Genomic DNA, 17,151 nt, shown 5'->3' with positions numbered 1-17,151 from the left:
AGTCTCCCGCCTCGCGCGCGGCGGCGAGCTTGTCCAGCGTGTCGTTCGCGCCCTTGACGTAGGTCGCGTGGTGCTTGCTGTGGTGCAGCTCGTTGATCTCGCCCGAAATGTAGGGCGCGAGAGCACCGTAGTCGTAGTCGAGTTCGGGCAGCTCGTACCGGGCCATGGGCCCTCCTTCTGATCGACGCGCGGTTTCGCTTGGCGGCTTCCCTCGCGGGAGCCTTCTGAAACCGAGCGTCGTACTTCAAGCTAGGTGGAGGTCAACTCGCTGTGACCCGGCTCATGCCGCCGGGTCGCGGTACCGGTCGAGGTCCAGCGCCAGCTCGTCGAACACCGCCACGTTGTGCTCGAAGGCGACCACGGATTCGTCGATCACCCGGGCCCGGTCCTCCTCGCTCCACGGCGCCTCGTCCAGCTTCGCGCGGTAGCGGTCGCGGAAGGCGGGGGCGCTGCCGATCTGGTCGAAGCGGTAGAAGAGCGTGCCCGCCTCGGCGAGGTCGAACTTCTTCTCCAGCAGCCGCCGGATGATCTGGCCGCCGGCGATGTCGCCGAGGTAGCGCGTGTAGTGGTGCGCCACGAACCCGCCGGACCAGCGCGATGCCTCGGCGATCCGCGCGGTGTAGGCCTCGGTGGCGGCGAGCGGGGCGATCTCGGTGCGCCAGTTCGGGCCGACCAGGCGGGCGAGGTCGCGTTCCAGCGCGGGCAGCCGGCGCAGTTCCTCGAACACGAACTGGCCGCCGACCGGATCGTCGGCCATCGCGTCGCCGGCGCGCTCGATCGCCTGGTAGATGAAGTAGTACTGGGTGGCCAGCGCCGCGTAGCCGGCCAGGGTCAGCTCGCCGCCGAGGAGGGCGTTCATGTACGTCGAGTGGTTGGCCTTGTCGTGCACCGTCCTCGTGGACGCGCGCAGCTGTCCGGAGAACGGGCTGGCTTCGAGGTCCGCGGTCACTGTCATCAAAGGCCTCCCGGCGTCTTTCTGACAAGCTGTCAGAAAGAACTGTAGGCCACGACCGGTACTTAGGCTAGCCTAAAATCAGCCGGTTTCACTCGAACCGACTGCTCGCCGGACGAACCGCACGGCGGCTTCGATAGCGTCTTCCAGCTGGTCGGCGGGCACATCGATGACCTGGCGGCTGCCCAGTGCGGCGGTGATCATCGGAACCACCACGTCGAGGTCCTGCGCGGGCCAGCTGCCCGCGTCGACTCCGGCGAGCAGCACCGAGCGAAGCTGCTCGATGATCGGGTCGGCGTGCGCGCTGATCCGCTGGTACGCGGCGGGCGCGAGCGCGGACTCCAGCGCGGTGCCCGGGGGAAGGTGATGCTCGGCCAGTACGCGCAACTGCAGCCGGACGAACGTGGCCAGCTGGGCGACCGGGTCCGGTTCAGCGTCCACCGCCGCGCGCAGCCGCTCGACATACCGTGCGGCCTCGTCCTCCACGAACGCGACGAGCAGGCTCTCCTTGTCCGGGAAGTGGTTGTACATCGCGGTGCGGCCGAGCCCGGCCTCCGCGGCGACGCCGGCGAGCGTGATCGCGTCGAACCCGCGCTCGTACAGCTGCGCACGGACGACGTCGAACACCCGTGACCGCACTTCGCGGCGGTGCGCTTCGAGCGAACCGCCCAGCACCTTCGGCACGCGCGCCACCCCCTTCCGTGCGGAATACCTTAGGGGACCGCGCGAACCGGCTCAGCCGTCGAGCGACCAGGTGTGCACCGGTTCGCCCTCCGCGGAGAGCTCCAGATACCGCCGCAGCATCCAGTTGAGCGCGGTTTCGCGGTCGGCGCCGCGTTCGTGCGCGCGCAGCACGTAGTCGCGCTGCCAGGTCGCGCCGCTGCGGCGGGCGAGGCAGCGGCGTTCGATGATGCCGAGATAGCGCACCCGGGCTTCGTCGGACACGTCCGAACGACGGAGGCCTTCGTGTGCCAGGGGCAGCAGCACCCGCAACGCCAGTTCGTCCGGCGGGATCCAGCCGATGCCCGGCCAGTACAACTGCGCGTCGAAACCCTTGCGCGCACCCTCGTAGAGGTTTTCTTCGGCTGCCTGGAACGACATCTGCGACCAGACCGGCCGGTCCTGCTCCGCGAGCGCGCGTTGCGCCCCGTAGAAAAACGCCGCGTTGGCCACGATGTCGGCGACCGTCGGACCGGCGGGCAGCACCCGGTTTTCCACCCTAAGGTGCGGCAGGCCGTCGACGACGTCGTACACCGGCCGGTTCCACCGCCAGATCGTTCCGTTGTGCAGCCGCAGTTCGGCGAGCTTCGGCGCCTGCCCGGATTCCAGCGCTTCGATCGGGTCCTCGACGTCCGTCTCCGGCAGGAGACCCGGAAAATAGCGGACGTTCTCCTCGAACAAGTCGAAGATCGACGTGATCCATCGTTCGCCGAACCACACCCGCGGCCGGACGCCCTGGTTTTTCAGCTCCTCCGGGCGGGTGTCGGTGGCCTGCTGGAACAACGGGATCCGCGTTTCGTGCCACAACGCCTTGCCCAGCAGGAACGGAGAGTTCGAGGCGAGCGCGATCTGGACCCCGGCGAGGCATTGCGCGGCGTTCCAGTGCGCCGCGAATTCCTCCGGGGCGACCTGCAGGTGCAATTGGACTGAAGTACAGGCGGCCTCCGGGAGAATGGACTCCGCGTAGTGCCGCAGCCGCTCCGGCTGCGCTCCGGGCAAGGCCAGGCCGTCCATCGCGAGCGCGATCCGCTCGCCGCGGGCGGCGAAGATCTCGTCGTTCAGCGAGGAATAGCGCGTTTTGTGGGAAAGCCACTTCTGGTCGAAATGCTCCGGCCGCAGCGTCGGCAGGATGCCGATCATGGCCACCGACGAGCCGGTGTGCGCCGCGCTCTCCTGCGCTTTCGCGAGGTAGCAGTGCAGGTCTTCTTCCAAGCGCAGCGCGGAATCCCCGGCGAGCGGGCGCGGCGGCACGTTGAGTTCGAGGTTGTGCTGGCCGAGTTCGGTGGTGAACGCGGCGTCGTCGAGCGCCTCCAGCACGACCGAGTTGGTCATCGACGGGCGCAGTTGCCCGTCCACCAGATTCAGCTCGACTTCGAGTCCGATGTTCTTGCGGGGAAAGGAAAAACTGCCGTCGGTGAGCATGCGCGCCAGGGTGTCCAGGCACCGCTGGACCTTCCGGCGGTACCGTCCGCGATCGAGCCGGCCGGGGTGTGCCGAGAGATCCGTACCCATGGTTCGACGCGCTCCTTGGCTGCTGTCCGCAGTGGTCTGGGCGGCTAGGTCGCCAGGCAGACCACCGTCGCACAGCGAGTGGCCATGGGCTAGCGGCCAAACTGGTGCTCTCCGTCACCGGGAGTTGACCCTTCGCGTAACTACGCCGTTCGTACCAAAGCGGGCGGCGCGTTCGGACCAATGGGCGCGGGTTCGGGCGGGTGCGAGACTGTCCGATGTGGCTCACCTGATCTTCACCGAGGACCGGACGCATCCGGGGCTCGACGACTTCCGCGACCTGTCCACAGCGGACCGTCGCCCGGACCGCCCCGGCGGGCGCGGGCTGGTGATCGCCGAGGGAACCGTCGTGGTCGGACGGCTGCTTGCCTCGCGCTATCCGGTGCGAGCGCTGCTCGGCGTGGAGAGACGGCTGCGGGAATTGGAAGACGAACTCGCCGGCGTCGACGTGCCCGCGTATGTGACGTCGGCCGAGACGATGGCCGAGGTGGTCGGTTTCCATCTCAACCGCGGCGTGCTCGCGGTCGCGGACCGCCCGGAACCGCCGACGGTTTCCCAGATCGTGGACGGCGCGCAGGTATTGGCGGTGCTGGAAGGTGTCGGCGATCACGAAAATCTCGGCGCGCTTTTCCGGAATGCCGCCGCGCTCGGCGTCGGCGGGGTGTTGCTCGGTCCCGGTTGTTCGGATCCGCTTTACCGGCGCAGTGTGCGCGTTTCGATGGGGCACGTGCTGCGCGTCCCGTTCGCGGCTTTCGACAGCTGGCCCGGGGACCTGGATGTGCTTCGGGCCCGAGGTTTCACCGTCGCCGCGCTCACTCCGCGCGCGGATTCCGTACCGCTGCGCGGATTGCGGGAGAAGGTGCCGGGCCCGATCGCGTTGCTGCTCGGCGCGGAGGGGCCGGGGCTGACGGACGAGGCGATCGAGGCCGCGGACGTCGCGGTCCGCGTGGAGATGGTGCCCGGCGTCGACTCGCTGAATGTCGCCACGGCCGCGGCGATCGCGTTCCACGAAGTCTCCGCCGGGTTCGCGCCACTAGAGTGACTCCTGGCACGTTTTGCGCGGGGAGGGGTGCCCATGGAGCTGCGGATTCGCGGCGGGCAAGCGGTGCTCGCCGGGCCGGGCGGCGAGCACGCGCGGGAGGTCGACCCGCGCCGGCTCGCGATCGGTGCCGACCTGGCCCAAGCGCTGCACGAATGGGCGCGCGTGGCGTCGGCCGTGGCCCGCTCCGATTCGGACGTCGATGTCGCCGGATCGGTCGTGTCGCAGCGGGGCCGCCAGCTCGCCGGGCGACTGGCCGCGGTGATGGGCACTCAGGTGCGCTTTGTCGATCCGGTGACGGGCGTGGAAATCGTGGTCGAACCGCCGCCGCGGCCCGGCCAGCCCGCGCGGCCCCGAATCCCGGACGAGCCGACGCCGTGGGCCACCGGGCTTACCGTCTCCGCGTTCGCGGCTGCCGTGGTGATCGTCGCGATGCTCGCGCTGGCCGGCACGCTCGCGCGCGAGACGAGCACCTGGCTGGCACTGATCGCGGCGCTGGTGGTCACCGGCGGGGTCTCGCCGTCGCTGTGGCTGGGCCGGAAAGCGCCGATCCTGCGCTGGGCGGTGTACGGCGCGGGCGGCGGTTTGGTGCTGGCCTGGATCGGCGTGCTGGCCACGGTGTTCTGACGCGCGGATACTGAGCCGATGGCCCCGCTCGACAAGCTGCGCGCGCTCTGCCTCGCCCTGCCCGAAGCCACCGAACGGCTCAGCCACGGCGAGCCGACGTGGTTCGTCCGGGGCCGCAAAACGTTCGCCATGTTCGCCGACCGGCACCACGACGACAAGCTCGCGTTCTGGTGCCCCGCGCCGCCCGGCGTCCAGGAGGAACTGGTGCGCACCGAGCCGGACCGGTTTTTCCGGCCGCCCTACGTCGGAGTGCACGGCTGGCTCGGCGTACGCCTCGACGTGGACCTCGACTGGACCGAGGTGGACCAGATCGTGCGGGAGGCGTATCGGCACGTCGCGCCGAAGAAACTGGCCGCGTTGCTGGACACCTGACCCGGCCGCGAGCGCGCCGACGGCACCCTGGATGCGCGCCGTCCACTCCTTGCTGCCTTCGATCAGGGCGCTGCGTTCGACTCGCCTGCCCGATGCGCCCGGCTCGCTCCGGCGGAAGTCCGGGAAGGGCTCGAGGGACTCCGATTCCCCAGGGAGCCCTTTCCGGACCTTGCCTCGTCCGTGTCTCGGCGGTCAGCCGCGCTGGGTGCGGACCCCCAGCAGTACGTCCTCCCAGGACGGCACGATCGGGTGGTTCTTCTTCGCCTTCGTGCGCGGCTGTTCGGCGTCGTCCCCGTCGGACTCACCCGGGACGTGCGGGATCTCGCGGGTCTCCTCGTCGCCCTCGTCCGGGCCTTCGATGGCGCGCGGCTCCTCGACGGCGTCGAGCGTCGGCTGCACCACCGAATCCTGGGCGGGCGCCAACGCACGCACGGTGCGCGGCGCGACGTACGAGTTCGGGTTCAGCAGGACCTCGGCGTTCTCGTCGAGCGCGTGCACCGTTCCGCCGTGCGCGCCGGGCGAGAACGACCAGTGCGCGCGGTTGTCGGAGCGGCCGGCCTTCCAGCGCAGTACGACGACCCACTTGCCGTCGTCGCCGCGCCAGGCGTCCCAGGCGGCCTGGTTGTAGTCGTGGCCGCGGACGCCGAAGGCGTAGGCGATGACCTCGCCGAGGGTCTGGACGTCGGGCCCGTCCTCGCGGACCGGGTGCGCCGACTGCGCGAGTTCCGCCGTGCGGGACCGTTCGAGCAGCACCGGGTAGGCGAACCGCTCCACCCGCTGGGTCGAGACGCCCGCGCTGCTCGCGACCTGCTCGACGGACTCGCCCGCGCGGATTCGCGCCTGGATCTCGCGTGGCCGCATCTGGCTCTCCAACTCGATCTCGATCTGGCCCAGCCGGGCTATGTCCCCCCTCGCCGCCGCCCGCAGTCTCTCGTCGGCCGGAAGCAGGAAGCGGGTACGGCTCGCCGGGTCCTCCAGCACGAGGGACTTCCCGTCCTCGTGCAGCCCGACTACCCGCAACGCCCGCATTTCTCGCCTCCCCGGTGTTCACCTTTGTGGGTGCCCACGTTAGAACGGCGCGTCGGCTTGACGTGCGAGGCGCGCCGACGCCTCACCCATTCGAACTCAATCCGACAGCACTTTCCCGGGCATTTTCGCCGTGCGGCGGATCGGGTGCGGCCGTGACACGCCGACCACGGTGCGTCACGAACGAGTGGTCGTCAACGCGAACCGCCCCGCGAGCCGGCTGGCTGGCGGGGCGGTTCGGGCGTTTCGGCGCGGTTTCGCGTCAGCCGAGCCGTTCCACGACGTACTCGATGCAGTGGGTGAGCTTCGTGACGTCGTCCGGGTCGATCGCCGGGAACAGGCCGACGCGCAGCTGGTTGCGGCCCAGCTTCCGGTACGGCTCGGTGTCGACGATCCCGTTGGCGCGCAACGCCTTCGCCACCGCGGCCGCGTCGACCTCGTCGGCGAAGTCGACCGTGCCGACGACCTGCGAGCGCAGTTCCGGGTTGGCCACGAACGGCGTGGTGTACGAGGTTTTCTCGGCCCATTCGTACAGCCGGGTCGAGGATTCCTTGGTGCGCGCGGTGGTCCAGGAAAGGCCGCCCTGCCCGTTCATCCACTCGATTTGCTCGGCGAGCAGGAAAAGCGTGGCGACGGCCGGCGTGTTGTAGGTCTGGTCCTTGCGCGAGTTGTCGAGCGCGGTGGTGAGCGACAGGAATTCGGGGATCCAGCGGTCACCGCCGCCGATCTCGCCGATCCGCTCGATCGCGGCGGGCGACGCGAGCGCGATCCACAGCCCGCCGTCGGACGCGAACGACTTCTGCGGCGCGAAGTAGTACACGTCGAAGTCCTCGGCCTTGACCGGCAGGCCGCCGGCGCCGGACGTCGCGTCGATCGCGACCAGCGCGCCGTCGCTGCCCTCGGGACGCCGCACCGGCACCGCGACGCCGGTGGAGGTCTCGTTGTGCGCCCAGCCGACGAGGTCCGCACCCTGCTGGTAGGCGATCTCCGGCGCGCTGCCCGGGTCGGCCTTCACCACGATCGACTCGCCGAGGAACGGGGCCTTGTTCGTGACGGCGGCGAACTTCGAGGAGAACTCGCCGTAGGTGAAGTGCTGGGCGCGCTCGCGCACGAGGCCGAACGCGGCGGCGTCCCAGAAGGCGGTCGTCCCGCCGTTGCCGAGGATGACCTCGTACCCGTCCGGGAGCGAGAACAGCTCGGACAGCCCGGCGCGCACGCGCCCGACGAGCGACTTGACCGGCTTCTGCCGGTGCGAGGTGCCGAGATAGGTGGAACCGGACCGGGCGAGGGCGGCGAGCTGCTCTTCGCGGACCTTCGAGGGTCCGCAGCCGAAGCGGCCGTCGGCCGGCTTGAGGTCTGCAGGGATCGTCAACTCAGCGTCGGTCATGTGCTTAGTCTCTCAGGTCGGGACAACGCAGGTAACGGCGGTTGCCGAGTGTCCGGGATGTGGAATCGTGCCGGAAACGCACGGTTACCGGCGGCGCTCGGGCGGGTTGCGCTCTTCGCCGCGACCGAGCTGGTGCGCCCGCCGGGTTCCGCTGCGCTGCTCGGCCTCGCTGCTGATTCGGGCCGAGGTCGTCGCGGCGTCAGGAGTCGTCCGGCTGCGCCGGGAAGGCGGGGACGATCCCGGACGGCCTTGCCGCCGAAGAGCCCGGCGGCAAGGCCGAGGCGGGGTGACTCAGCGCCATCCGCCCTCGTCCAGCCCGCCCGGGATGGGCGCGGCCGGGTCGTACGGCGTGCGGCTGAAGATGAACGTCGCGAGGTTCAGGTGGTTCGCCTTCCCGTCCGCGTCGCGGCCGACGGTGAGCGTTTCGCCCGCGTAGTAGCCGTCCAGGCCGATCCAGGTGTCCGGGCCCTCGGGGCGGAACCGCGAGGCGCGGCCGGCTCCGACCGCCGGGTTCAGCGAGATCAGGCCGTCGCCTTGCACGCGCAGGAAGTACGGCGACGGGCCCCAGTGCCACAGCCCGGTCAGCGCGAGCAGGTCCGGGTCCACAGTGGACGGGAACCACTCTTCGGGCAGCGCGGGTTCCAGGTCGTCGGCCGTGGTGATCAGGTCGAGGCAGAGCTGGGTGATGCCGACGCCTCCGGTCGAGTTGGCCAGGCACAGCGCGCCGGTGCCGCTGCGCGGGTCGACCAGGGTCGCGGCGAGGAAGCCGGGCATCGAACCGGTGTGCCCGGCCAGATGCCGGCCCTGGTAGCGCATGACCATCAGGCCGAGGCCGAATCCGGTCGACCACACCTCGGTGTCGTCGACGGTGTTCATCGTCCGCATTTCGTCGACGGTGCCGGCGGACAGCACGTCGCCGGTGTGGCCGCCGAGGAACGACGTCCAGCGGCCGAGGTCGGTGATCGTGGACCAGAGCTGGCCGGCCGGGGCCATCGCGCCGGCGTCCGGCCACTTCTCCGGCATGAGCACGTCGGCGAACGGGTGCACGGCGAAGCCCTCGGCGTGCGCGCCCTCCGGGTGCGGGGTCGTGCGGTTCATGCCGAGCGGGGCGAGGATTTCGTCGCGCACGACGTCGAACCACGGCCGCTCGCGGTGCCGGGCGACCAGTTCGCCGAGGACGCCGTAGCCGACGTTCGAGTAGTGGAATTTGGACCCGGGACGCAGCTTCGTCGCGCCCTTCTCCAGGCTCGCGACGAGGGCCGCCCAGTCCGCGCCGGGCGCGCGTTCCCACCACTGGCCGGGCGATTCCGACGTGAGGCCCGAGGTGTGGGACAGCAGCTGCGCGATGGTGACCGAGCCGAACGCGGTGCCCGGCAGGTGCCGCTCCAGCGGGTCGGTGAGGTCGAGTTTGCCCTCGTCGCGCAGCCGCATGACCGCGGTGGCGATCATCGTTTTGGTGATCGACCCCAGCCGGTACTGCGTGTCGTCGTCCGGGCGCTGGTCGCCGACGCGGCCGCGGGCGCCGGACCAGACGACCTCGCCGCCCCGCACGACAGCAGCGACGAGGGACGGGGCGCGGCTGACGGACTGCTCCCGCGCGAGCCGTCGGTACAGGGCGAGTTCGGTGGAGTCGAGCATGGCCGACATTCTGCCCGGGCGGCTCAGCCGAGCAGCTGCCGGTCCAGCGCCGTCGTCACCGCTGCCGTGCGGTCGGAAACGCCGAGCTTCGAGAACACCCGCAGCAGGTGCGTTTTCACCGTCGCCTCGCCGATGTGCAGCTCACGGCCGATTTCGGCGTTGGTGTGGCCCTTCGCGACCAGCCGCAGCACTTCCACCTCGCGTGCGGACAGCGGCGACACCGGTTCCGGGTTCCGCATCCGGTGCACGAGCTTGCCCGCGACCGAGGGCGCCAGCACGGTCTCGCCGCGATGCGCGGCCCGGATCGCCCCGGCCAGCTCCGCGCGCGACGCGTCTTTCAGCAGGTATCCCGACGCGCCCCCCTCGACCGCGCGGAGGATGTCCGCGTCGGTTTCGTAGGTGGTGAGCACGACGATCCGCCTAGCGGGCGTCTCCTTGAGGATCGCGTGGATGGCGCCGACCCCGTCGAGACCGGGCATGCGCAGGTCCATCAGGACGACGTCGGGCTGCTTCACGCGGTCGAGCGCCACCGCCTCGTCGCCGGAACCGGCCTCGCCCACCACTGTGAAGTCGTCCTCGGCTTCGAGCATGCCGCGCAGCCCTTCGCGCACCACGGGATGGTCGTCGACCAGCATGATCGTGATCACGCGGGCACCTCCAGTTCCAGTTCGGTGCCGCCGTTCGCGCCGGTCCGCACGTCCAGGGTGCCGCCGACCTGCTCGGCGCGCGAACGCATGCCGCGCAACCCGAATCCGGCCGGATCGGCGTCCGGGGCGAAGCCGCACCCGTTGTCCGCCACCCGCAACCGGATCGCTCCGTCCACAGCGGACAGCCGGACGCGCACCCGGGTCGCGCCCGAATGCTTGCGCACGTTCGACAGTGCCTCCTGCGCCGCCCGCAGCAGCACTACCTCGACCGCAGTGGACAGTGGCGGCAGGGCATCGTCCACTGCGCACTCCACCGGAACACCGAGTTCCTCGGCGAGCCGGTCTGCCTGCCGCCGCACGGCTTCCGGCAGCGAACCAGTGGCCAAATCGGACGGTGCGAGCGCGGCGACCATCGCGCGGGCTTCGGCGAGATTCTCCCGCGCGGTGCGGCCGGCGAGCGCGAGATGCCTGCGCACTGTGGACAGATCGGTGTCCAGTTCGGACTCGATCGCCTGGGTCAGCGTGATGATGCTGGTGAATCCCTGGGCGAGCGTGTCGTGGATTTCCCGCGCCAGCCGTTCGCGTTCGGCCGCGGTGCCCGCCTCGCGCGACAGCCGCGCGACCTCGGCCTGGCTGGACTCCAGTTCGCGGATCAGCTCGGCGCGGGCATGGCTCTGTTTCAGCACGTCGCTGGTGAACTTCCCGGCCAGCACGCTGAACACGACGAGGATCGCGGTCATCGGCAGCAGGATCGACAGCAATTGGCCGTTCCATCCGCTGTTCAGCACCGCCGAGACCGGCTCGAGCAGGATGAGCAGCGTCGTCGCGACCACTCCGGGCCGCAGATCCAGCAGCATGAACAGCAAAGGGCAGGCGAGGAACAGCACGAAGCTCGCCGACGTGGTGGCGAGGATCGCGGTGGCGCTCAACGCGATCAGCACGCCGGCCGCGACCGCGCGGGCAGTCTCGTTGTCCTCGCCGTGCACCAGCCGCCGTCCAGTGCCCAGATACCCGACGGCGATCGCACCGAGCGCCGCCTCGGCAACGATCTTCGCCGCCGCCGAGCCGTCGTTGAAGAGCACCAGGAGGGCGGTCGCCACGTAGGCGACCGCGAACAGCACCTCCCAGGACCAGTACGACCGCTCCCACGCGTCGGCTTGGTTCACTTCGCTTCGTTCGTCCACCGGAACGTCACCCTCGCGAGCACCAGGCCCACCACGCACCACACCGCCAGCACCAGCGCCACCTTCGGAAGCTCCCATGTCCCCGCCATTTCCTGGGTCGCGGCCTCCGGCGGAAGGAACACCGAGCGGAAGCCCTGGCAGATCCATTTCAGCGGGAAGAACGACGCGACGTCGACCATGATTCTCGGCAGGTGCGTGATCGGCGTGACGAACACCCCGGAAATGAACTGCAGCACCAAGTACACCAGCTGCACCAGCGCCACGGTGCCGTTCGCGGTGCGGGTGACCGAGCTGATCGCGATGCCCAGCAGCGTCGAGGACACGATCCCGAGCAGCAGCACCCAGACCAGGGTCAGCCACTTCGCCGGATCCGACGGCAGTTCGAGACGGAACAGCAGCATCGCCACCGCGGCCATCAGGACGGTTTGCGACACGCTGGTCACCGCGACCATCACCATCTTGCCGAGGAAATAGGCCGCCGAGGGCATCGGCGTGCCGCGCAAGCGTTTGAGCGCACCGATTTCGCGGTCCGCGGCGATGCCGATGCCGACGCTGTTGAACGACGTCGACACGATGCCCGCGCCGATCATCCCGGCGGCGAGCAGTTGTCCGGACGAGATCCCGGTCTGCGCGGTCGGGCCGTCGAGGATCGAGCCGAGCAGGATCATCAGCACCGCGGGCAGCGAGAAGGTGAACACCACCTGCTCGCGGTTGCGGAAGAACTGCCGCAGTTCGAGCCCGCCGCGGGCGAGGCCGAGGCGCGCCGTTCCCGGCAGGGCCATTGTCGTGGTCACGGTTGCTCCCCGATCAGGTCGAGATAGACGTCTTCCAGGCTGGGGCGCGTCACGGTCAGCCCGGCGAGTTCCCCGTGGTCGGCGGCGAGTTGCGAGACGAGCTTCGTCGGGAACGGCGTGCGTTCCTCGTGCCTGCCGCGTTCGTCCTGCCAGCGCACGACCGCCTCGGCGCGCTCGCGGCCGCCGAGCGTCGCCGGCGTCCCCTCCGCGACGACCGAACCGCGGGCGAGCACCGCGAGCCGGTCGGCCAGCGCCTCGACCTCGTCGAGGTAGTGCGTGGTCAGCAGGATCGTGGTGCCCTCGTGGGCGAGCCCGTCGATGAGCGTCCAGAACTGCCGTCGTGCTTCGGGGTCGAAGCCGGTGGTCGGCTCGTCGAGGAACAGCAGTTCCGGACGGCCGACGATGCCGAGCGCGACGTCCACCCGGCGGCGTTGCCCGCCGGACAGCGACTTCACCCGCGCGCCCGCCTTCGCGGTGAGCCCGACCTGGTCGATCACCTCCTCCGGATCCCGCGGATTCGGGTAGTACTTCGCGAAGTGCCGCACGGTCTCGGCGACGGTCAATTCCGCCGCGTCGGTCGCCGTCTGCAGCACGATGCCGAGGCGGGCGCGCCACGCGCGTCCCGCGGTACCCGGGTCCTCGCCGAGGACGGTCGCTTCCCCCGCCGTCCGCTGCCGGTGCCCCTCCAGGACCTCGACGGTCGTCGTTTTGCCCGCGCCGTTCGGTCCGAGCAGGGCGAACACCTCGCCGTCGGGGATGTCGAGATCGATCCCGGCCACGGCGAGGTGGCCCGGGTACTCCTTGCGCAGTCCGCGCACTCGCACTGCTGTGCTCATGGCGTCCAGCGTGCGCCGCGCAGGGCGGCCCGCGGGACGTCCGGGCAGTGGAATCCGGCTGTCCGTCGAACGGTGGACACGCTGGTTTCCCGTGGAACCACGTCGGTCGCTGTTGACAAGTTGTCTAACATGACAAGATGTCTCACAAGCAGGTGACTGCCAGCGACGGAGTCCGCCTTTCGGTCCGGGTGAGCGGCAACCCGGACGGGCCCACAGTGGTGCTCGTGCACGGGTACCCGGACAACAGCTCGATGTGGGACGGCGTCGCCGAGGAGCTGCGCCGCGAGCATCGGGTGGTCGTCTACGACGTGCGCGGCGCGGGCGAATCCGACAAGCCGCGAGCGCGCCGAGCGTATCGGCTGGACCAGCTCGCCGACGACCTCGCTGCGGTGGTCGACAAAGTGCAGCCGTCCGGCAAGGTCCACCTCGTCGCGCACGACTGGGGTTCGATCCAGGCGTGGCACGCGGTCACCGGCGACCGGTTGCGCGGCCGGATCGCTTCGTACACCTCGCTTTCCGGGCCCAGCCTCGACCACGCCGGCACCTGGTTCCGCGCTCAGCTGACCCGGCCGACGCCGCGTCGTCTCGGGCACGCGCTGCGGCAGTTCCTGCACTCGTACTACATCGTCGCGTTCCAGGTGCCGCTGATCCCGGAACTGTTGTGGCGCACGGGAATCATGCGCACGATGATCCGGAAGCTGGAGCCCGCCGAGTCGTCGCCGAAGACGGCCGACGGCGTGCACGGCCTGAAGCTGTACCGGGCGAACATGGGGCCGCGGCTTTCCCGGCCGCGCCCGCGTCCGGCGGAGATCCCGGTGCAGGTGCTCGCGCCGACCGGCGATTCGTACGTCACCACGCCGCTGCAGACCGAGGTCGAGCGCTGGGTGCCGGATCTGTATGTCCGGCGCGTGATCGGGTCGCACTGGATCACCCGGACGAACCCGGAAGTGGTGGCTGCCGCGGCGGCGGAGCTGATCGCGTCGGTGGAAACCGGGGAGGAATCGCGCGCGCTGCGGCGGGCGCGGGGCGGTGGCGGCCGCGGCCGCTTCGCGCACCACCTGGTGGTCGTGACCGGCGCGGGCAGCGGGATCGGCCGGGAGACCGCGCTGGCGTTCGCGGCCGAGGGCGCCGACGTCGTCGTCAGCGACATCAACGGCGATTCCGCCGCGGAGACCGCGAAACTCGTGCGGGAGCGCGGGGCCGACGCCGGCGAGTACACAGTGGACTCTTCGGACGGCGAGGCGGTGGCCCGGTTCGCCGCGCAGGTGCGGGAAGAGTTCGGCGTGCCCGACATCGTGGTGAACAACGCCGGAATCGGCATGTCCGGCCCGTTCCTCGACACGACGATCGAGGACTGGGAGAAGGTCGTGGACGTCAACCTGTGGGGCGTGATCCACGGGTGCCGCGCGTTCGCGCCGATGATGAAGGAACGCGCTGAGGGCGGGCAGATCGTCAACCTCGCTTCGGCCGCGGCTTATCTGCCGTCGAAGATTCTCACCGCTTACGGCACCACGAAGGCGGCCGTGCTCGCGTTGAGCAACGGGTTGCGCGCGGAACTGGCTGCCGACGGAATTGGGGTGACAGCCGTTTGCCCGGGGCTGGTGAATACCAACATCACCAAGACGACCAGGTTCGTCGGCGTGGACGAGGTGGAGGAGAAGCGGCGGCAGAAGGAATCGTCGAAGCTCTACGCCCGGCGCAATTTCGGTCCGGAACGAGTAGCGCGCGACATTCTGCGTGCGGTGGAGAAGAACGTCGCGATCCAACCGTCCACTCCGGAAGCGAAGGTCGCGCTGGTCCTTTCGCGACTGACGCCGGGTTTGCTGCGCGCGGCGGCGAAACTGGACGTCACGCCGTGAGCCGTCCGCGTCGGATGACCGCGCAGGCCCGGCGGGACGATCTGATCGCGGCGGCGCTGGACCTATTCGGCACCCGGGCTCCGGAACTGGTCACAGTGGACGACATCGTGGCGCGGGCCGAGGTGTCGCGGCCATTGTTCTACCGGTATTTCCCCAGCCTGCGGGAACTGCAAATGCAGGCGCTGCGAACGGTCACCGACGGTTTGGTCGACCGGCTCGCGACGTTGGAAGAAGGCGCGCCGGAAGAACGGCTGCGCGCGGCGGTGCGCGGCCTGGTCGATGTCGCCGCGCATTACCGCGAAGGCTATGTCGCGTTGCTGCGCAGCGGTTCGGTCATCGCCACTTCGGAGACGGACGCGGCGATCGACGAGGTTCGCAACCGGGCGGTCGAACTGATTCTGGAAGCGCTGGCTCTGCCCGAACCGTCGCCGTTGGTGCTGCTGACGCTGCGCTGCTGGACCGCGGTGGTCGAAGGGGCGTTGCTGTCGTGGCTGCAGGAGGGCACCGTCCCGAGGGAAACCCTGGACGGCTGGCTGGTCGATCAGCTCACCGCGATGCTCGCCGCCACGGACGCGCACCTGGCCGCAAAGCCGTGAAGGGCTCCTTGAGGGAATTAGCTTCCCTCAAGGAGCCCTTCACGGACGTGGCTCAGATCTTGGTGACGCTGTCCCAGCCCTCGACCTCGGACGGCGTGCGCGGGCCGGGCCCGACGTACTTCGCCGACGGACGGACCAGGCGGCCGGTCTGCTTCTGCTCCAGGATGTGCGCGGCCCAGCCGGCGGTGCGCGCGGAGGAGAACATCGCCGGCATCATGTGCGGCGGCACCTTCGCGAAGTCCAGGATCACCGCGGCCCAGAACTCGACGTTGGTCTCGATCGGGTGGTCCGGACGGCGTTCGCGCAGCTCGGCCAGCGCGGCCTGCTCCAGCGCGGCGGCCACCTCGTAGCGTTCGGCGCCCAGTTCCTTGCAGGTGCGGCGCAGTACGCGGGCCCGCGGGTCCTCCGCGCGGTACACGCGGTGGCCGAAGCCCATCAGCCGCTCCTTGCGGTCGAGGATGCCCTTGACCAGCGCGCGGGCGTCACCCGTGCGCTCGACCTCCTCGATCATCGGCAGCACGCGCGCCGGGGCGCCGCCGTGCAGCGGGCCGGACATCGCGCCGATCGCGCCGGACAGCGACGCCGCCACGTCCGCCCCGGTGGAGGCGATGACGCGCGCGGTGAAGGTGGAGGCGTTGAGGCCGTGCTCGGCGGCGGAAACCCAGTACGCGTCGACCGCCTTGACGTGCGCCGGGTCCGGCTCGCCGCGCCAGCGGATCATGAAGCGCTCGGTGATCGATTTGGCCTCGTCGACCCGCGACTGCGGCACCGCGGGCTGGCCGATGCCGCGCGCGGACTGTGCGACGTAGGACAGCGCCATCACCGAAGCGCGGGCGAGCTGGTCGCGCGCGTCGGCGTCGGAGATGTCGAGCAGCGGCCGGTACCCCCAGATCGGGGCGAGCATGGCGAGCGCGGCCTGGACGTCGACCCGGACGTCGCCGGTGTGCACCGGAAGCGGGAACGGCTCGGCGGGCGGAAGCCCGGTCCCGAACCGGCCGTCGACCAGGAGGCCCCATACGTCGCCGAAGGTCACCTTCCCGGCGAGGTCCTCGATGTCCACGCCGCGGTAGCGCAGCGCCCCGCCGTCCCGATCGGGTTCGGCGATTTCGGTCCGAAACGCGACGACGCCTTCAAGCCCCGGCCGGAACCCGTCGTCGGCTTCGTTGGTCTTGCTGATCGTGGAGGTAGTCACTCTTCGCGAACCCTTTCGATGCGCATTCCCCGGCTGTGTTGTGCACGCGCGGACGGGATACACGCTGGCTCCTTGCGCGCCTCATCGCACGGTGGGACAAACCATGCTCCCTTTGCCCGGCTGGGGCAACGGAAGATGTGGTGGTTTCGGTCACGATTACGAGAACGATTCAGTCCAGGTGAGCCCCGCACGCCACTTTCTCCCGTCCAGTGAGGTGGACGCAGACTGGTACCCCGGTGGACTCGAGGTGAACCCCGGCTTGCCGAGGATGGGTGGCGGTCACGCTCGGTGAGGGCGGGGAGCACCGGCTGTGCTCCGGAAGTGGCTGGGTGCCGATGGAGCGCGGAATCGTCCCCGGCTGGCCCGAATTCCCCTCGGGTCCGGCGAACCCGCGCTGTCTTCGCCACGTAAACACTGTGTTGCCGAATCAGGCGGAGCGGCTGCTCCGGTGGTAGACCTTGGCCATGCACCTGAGCCCGCAGGAACGCGACAAACTGCTGGTCCACGTCGCGGCGGACGTTGCTCGCAAACGGCTCGAACGCGGTCTTCGGCTCAATCATCCCGAAGCCGTCGCGCTCATCACCGACTACGTCCTGGAGGGCGCCCGCGACGGCCGCACGGTCACTGAGCTGGCCGCGGGCGGGCGCGGTGTCCTCACCCGCGAGCAAGTGCTCGCCGGGGTGCCGGAAATGGTCGAGTCCGTGCAGGTGGAGGCCACTTTTCCAGACGGCACGAAGCTCGTCACGGTGCACGAACCGATTGCTTGAGGAGGA

General features: G+C 70.0%; 17 protein-coding genes and 1 pseudogene. 6 read left to right on the top strand and 12 right to left on the bottom strand.

The window, feature by feature from the left end; all coding sequences use genetic code 11:
- From L942_RS38165 to L942_RS38150, 4 genes and pseudogenes are all read right to left on the bottom strand, one after another.
- Window positions 1-166, bottom strand: a pseudogene (locus L942_RS38165) (superoxide dismutase); the annotation flags it as partial.
- Window positions 167-280: 114 nt separating this feature from the next.
- Window positions 281-955: a heme oxygenase (biliverdin-producing) gene (locus L942_RS38160; protein ID WP_037369637.1), complete on the bottom strand. Its 675-nt coding sequence runs from the start codon at window positions 953-955 to the stop codon at window positions 281-283.
- A gap of 78 nt (window positions 956-1,033) precedes the next feature.
- Window positions 1,034-1,636 (bottom strand): TetR/AcrR family transcriptional regulator, encoded by a 603-nt coding sequence (locus tag L942_RS38155; RefSeq protein ID WP_037369716.1) that lies wholly within the window; start codon window positions 1,634-1,636, stop codon window positions 1,034-1,036.
- A 51-nt stretch (window positions 1,637-1,687) separates the two neighbouring features.
- Window positions 1,688-3,184 (bottom strand): glutamate-cysteine ligase family protein, encoded by a 1,497-nt coding sequence (locus tag L942_RS38150; RefSeq protein ID WP_037369635.1) that lies wholly within the window; start codon window positions 3,182-3,184, stop codon window positions 1,688-1,690.
- Window positions 3,185-3,401: 217 nt separating this feature from the next.
- On the opposite strand from L942_RS38150, the gene L942_RS38145 reads away from it, so the two are divergent.
- Genes L942_RS38145 through L942_RS38135 form a run of 3 tightly spaced genes read left to right on the top strand, consistent with a single transcriptional unit; the run spans window position 3,402 to window position 5,219 of the window.
- Window positions 3,402-4,223, top strand: a complete 822-nt coding sequence (locus L942_RS38145) for a TrmH family RNA methyltransferase (RefSeq protein ID WP_037369632.1) — start codon at window positions 3,402-3,404, stop codon at window positions 4,221-4,223.
- A gap of 33 nt (window positions 4,224-4,256) precedes the next feature.
- Window positions 4,257-4,847, top strand: coding sequence for a DUF2537 domain-containing protein (locus L942_RS38140; protein WP_037369629.1), 591 nt, complete (start codon window positions 4,257-4,259; stop codon window positions 4,845-4,847).
- Between the two features lie 18 nt (window positions 4,848-4,865).
- The gene (locus L942_RS38135) at window positions 4,866-5,219 is read left to right on the top strand and encodes an MmcQ/YjbR family DNA-binding protein (RefSeq protein WP_037369626.1); all 354 of its coding nucleotides are present in this window, start codon (window positions 4,866-4,868) and stop codon (window positions 5,217-5,219) included.
- A gap of 192 nt (window positions 5,220-5,411) precedes the next feature.
- On the opposite strand, the gene sepH is transcribed toward L942_RS38135, so the two are convergent.
- The 7 genes from sepH to L942_RS38100 form a co-directional block, all read right to left on the bottom strand.
- Window positions 5,412-6,248 carry a septation protein SepH gene (sepH, locus tag L942_RS38130; RefSeq protein ID WP_037369623.1) on the bottom strand — a complete coding sequence of 279 codons (837 nt, stop codon included), beginning with the start codon at window positions 6,246-6,248 and terminating at the stop codon, window positions 5,412-5,414.
- A gap of 259 nt (window positions 6,249-6,507) precedes the next feature.
- Window positions 6,508-7,632, bottom strand: coding sequence for a phosphoserine transaminase (gene serC / locus L942_RS38125; RefSeq protein ID WP_037369621.1), 1,125 nt, complete (start codon window positions 7,630-7,632; stop codon window positions 6,508-6,510).
- 291 nt (window positions 7,633-7,923) lie between these two features.
- Window positions 7,924-9,270, bottom strand: coding sequence for a serine hydrolase domain-containing protein (locus tag L942_RS38120; protein ID WP_037369619.1), 1,347 nt, complete (start codon window positions 9,268-9,270; stop codon window positions 7,924-7,926).
- A 23-nt stretch (window positions 9,271-9,293) separates the two neighbouring features.
- Window positions 9,294-9,917 carry a response regulator gene (locus tag L942_RS38115; RefSeq protein ID WP_037369617.1) on the bottom strand — a complete coding sequence of 208 codons (624 nt, stop codon included), beginning with the start codon at window positions 9,915-9,917 and terminating at the stop codon, window positions 9,294-9,296.
- Complete coding sequence (locus L942_RS38110; protein WP_235079629.1) at window positions 9,914-11,101, bottom strand: sensor histidine kinase; 1,188 nt, start codon at window positions 11,099-11,101, stop codon at window positions 9,914-9,916. The genes L942_RS38115 and L942_RS38110 overlap by 4 nt, the downstream gene beginning before the upstream one ends.
- Window positions 11,080-11,895 (bottom strand): ABC transporter permease, encoded by an 816-nt coding sequence (locus tag L942_RS38105; RefSeq protein ID WP_037369612.1) that lies wholly within the window; start codon window positions 11,893-11,895, stop codon window positions 11,080-11,082. Before L942_RS38105 ends, L942_RS38110 begins: the two co-directional genes overlap by 22 nt.
- A complete protein-coding gene (locus L942_RS38100; RefSeq protein ID WP_106965186.1) occupies window positions 11,892-12,731 on the bottom strand; it encodes an ABC transporter ATP-binding protein in 840 nt (279 codons plus the stop codon). The genes L942_RS38105 and L942_RS38100 overlap by 4 nt, the downstream gene beginning before the upstream one ends.
- 152 nt (window positions 12,732-12,883) lie before the next feature.
- Between L942_RS38100 and L942_RS38095 the strand changes: the two genes are divergently transcribed.
- Both L942_RS38095 and L942_RS38090 read left to right on the top strand, forming a co-directional pair.
- Entirely contained in the window at window positions 12,884-14,590 is a 1,707-nt protein-coding gene (locus L942_RS38095) for an SDR family oxidoreductase (protein ID WP_037369714.1), read from the top strand.
- Between the two features lie 14 nt (window positions 14,591-14,604).
- Window positions 14,605-15,186: a TetR/AcrR family transcriptional regulator gene (locus L942_RS38090; RefSeq protein WP_037369608.1), complete on the top strand. Its 582-nt coding sequence runs from the start codon at window positions 14,605-14,607 to the stop codon at window positions 15,184-15,186.
- A gap of 52 nt (window positions 15,187-15,238) precedes the next feature.
- Here the strand turns inward: L942_RS38090 and L942_RS38085 are convergent, their stop codons facing one another.
- Complete coding sequence (locus L942_RS38085) at window positions 15,239-16,378, bottom strand: citrate synthase 2 (protein ID WP_037369606.1); 1,140 nt, start codon at window positions 16,376-16,378, stop codon at window positions 15,239-15,241.
- A 464-nt stretch (window positions 16,379-16,842) separates the two neighbouring features.
- Between L942_RS38085 and L942_RS38080 the strand changes: the two genes are divergently transcribed.
- Entirely contained in the window at window positions 16,843-17,145 is a 303-nt protein-coding gene (locus L942_RS38080) for an urease subunit gamma (RefSeq protein ID WP_037369604.1), read from the top strand.
- Window positions 17,146-17,151: the final 6 nt, after the last annotated feature.

Origin of the sequence: Amycolatopsis orientalis DSM 43388 (genome assembly GCF_000411975.1) — a bacterium.
GTDB lineage: Bacteria > Actinomycetota > Actinomycetes > Mycobacteriales > Pseudonocardiaceae > Amycolatopsis > Amycolatopsis orientalis_D.
Note: the sequence above shows the minus strand (reverse complement) of the source record. Positions and strands in the feature narration are given on the sequence as shown.

Bases quoted from the DNA above. Each gene is read 5' to 3' on its own strand.
- L942_RS38090 (WP_037369608.1), top strand. From the start codon at position 14,605: ATGACCGCGCAGGCCCGGCGGGACGATCTGATCGCGGCGGCGCTGGAC.
- L942_RS38100 (WP_106965186.1), bottom strand. From the start codon at position 12,731: ATGAGCACAGCAGTGCGAGTGCGCGGACTGCGCAAGGAGTACCCGGGC.
- L942_RS38160 (WP_037369637.1), bottom strand. From the start codon at position 955: ATGACAGTGACCGCGGACCTCGAAGCCAGCCCGTTCTCCGGACAGCTG.
- L942_RS38150 (WP_037369635.1), bottom strand. From the start codon at position 3,184: ATGGGTACGGATCTCTCGGCACACCCCGGCCGGCTCGATCGCGGACGG.
- sepH (WP_037369623.1), bottom strand. From the start codon at position 6,248: ATGCGGGCGTTGCGGGTAGTCGGGCTGCACGAGGACGGGAAGTCCCTC.
- L942_RS38120 (WP_037369619.1), bottom strand. From the start codon at position 9,270: ATGCTCGACTCCACCGAACTCGCCCTGTACCGACGGCTCGCGCGGGAG.
- L942_RS38080 (WP_037369604.1), top strand. From the start codon at position 16,843: ATGCACCTGAGCCCGCAGGAACGCGACAAACTGCTGGTCCACGTCGCG.
- L942_RS38135 (WP_037369626.1), top strand. From the start codon at position 4,866: ATGGCCCCGCTCGACAAGCTGCGCGCGCTCTGCCTCGCCCTGCCCGAA.
- serC (WP_037369621.1), bottom strand. From the start codon at position 7,632: ATGACCGACGCTGAGTTGACGATCCCTGCAGACCTCAAGCCGGCCGAC.
- L942_RS38140 (WP_037369629.1), top strand. From the start codon at position 4,257: ATGGAGCTGCGGATTCGCGGCGGGCAAGCGGTGCTCGCCGGGCCGGGC.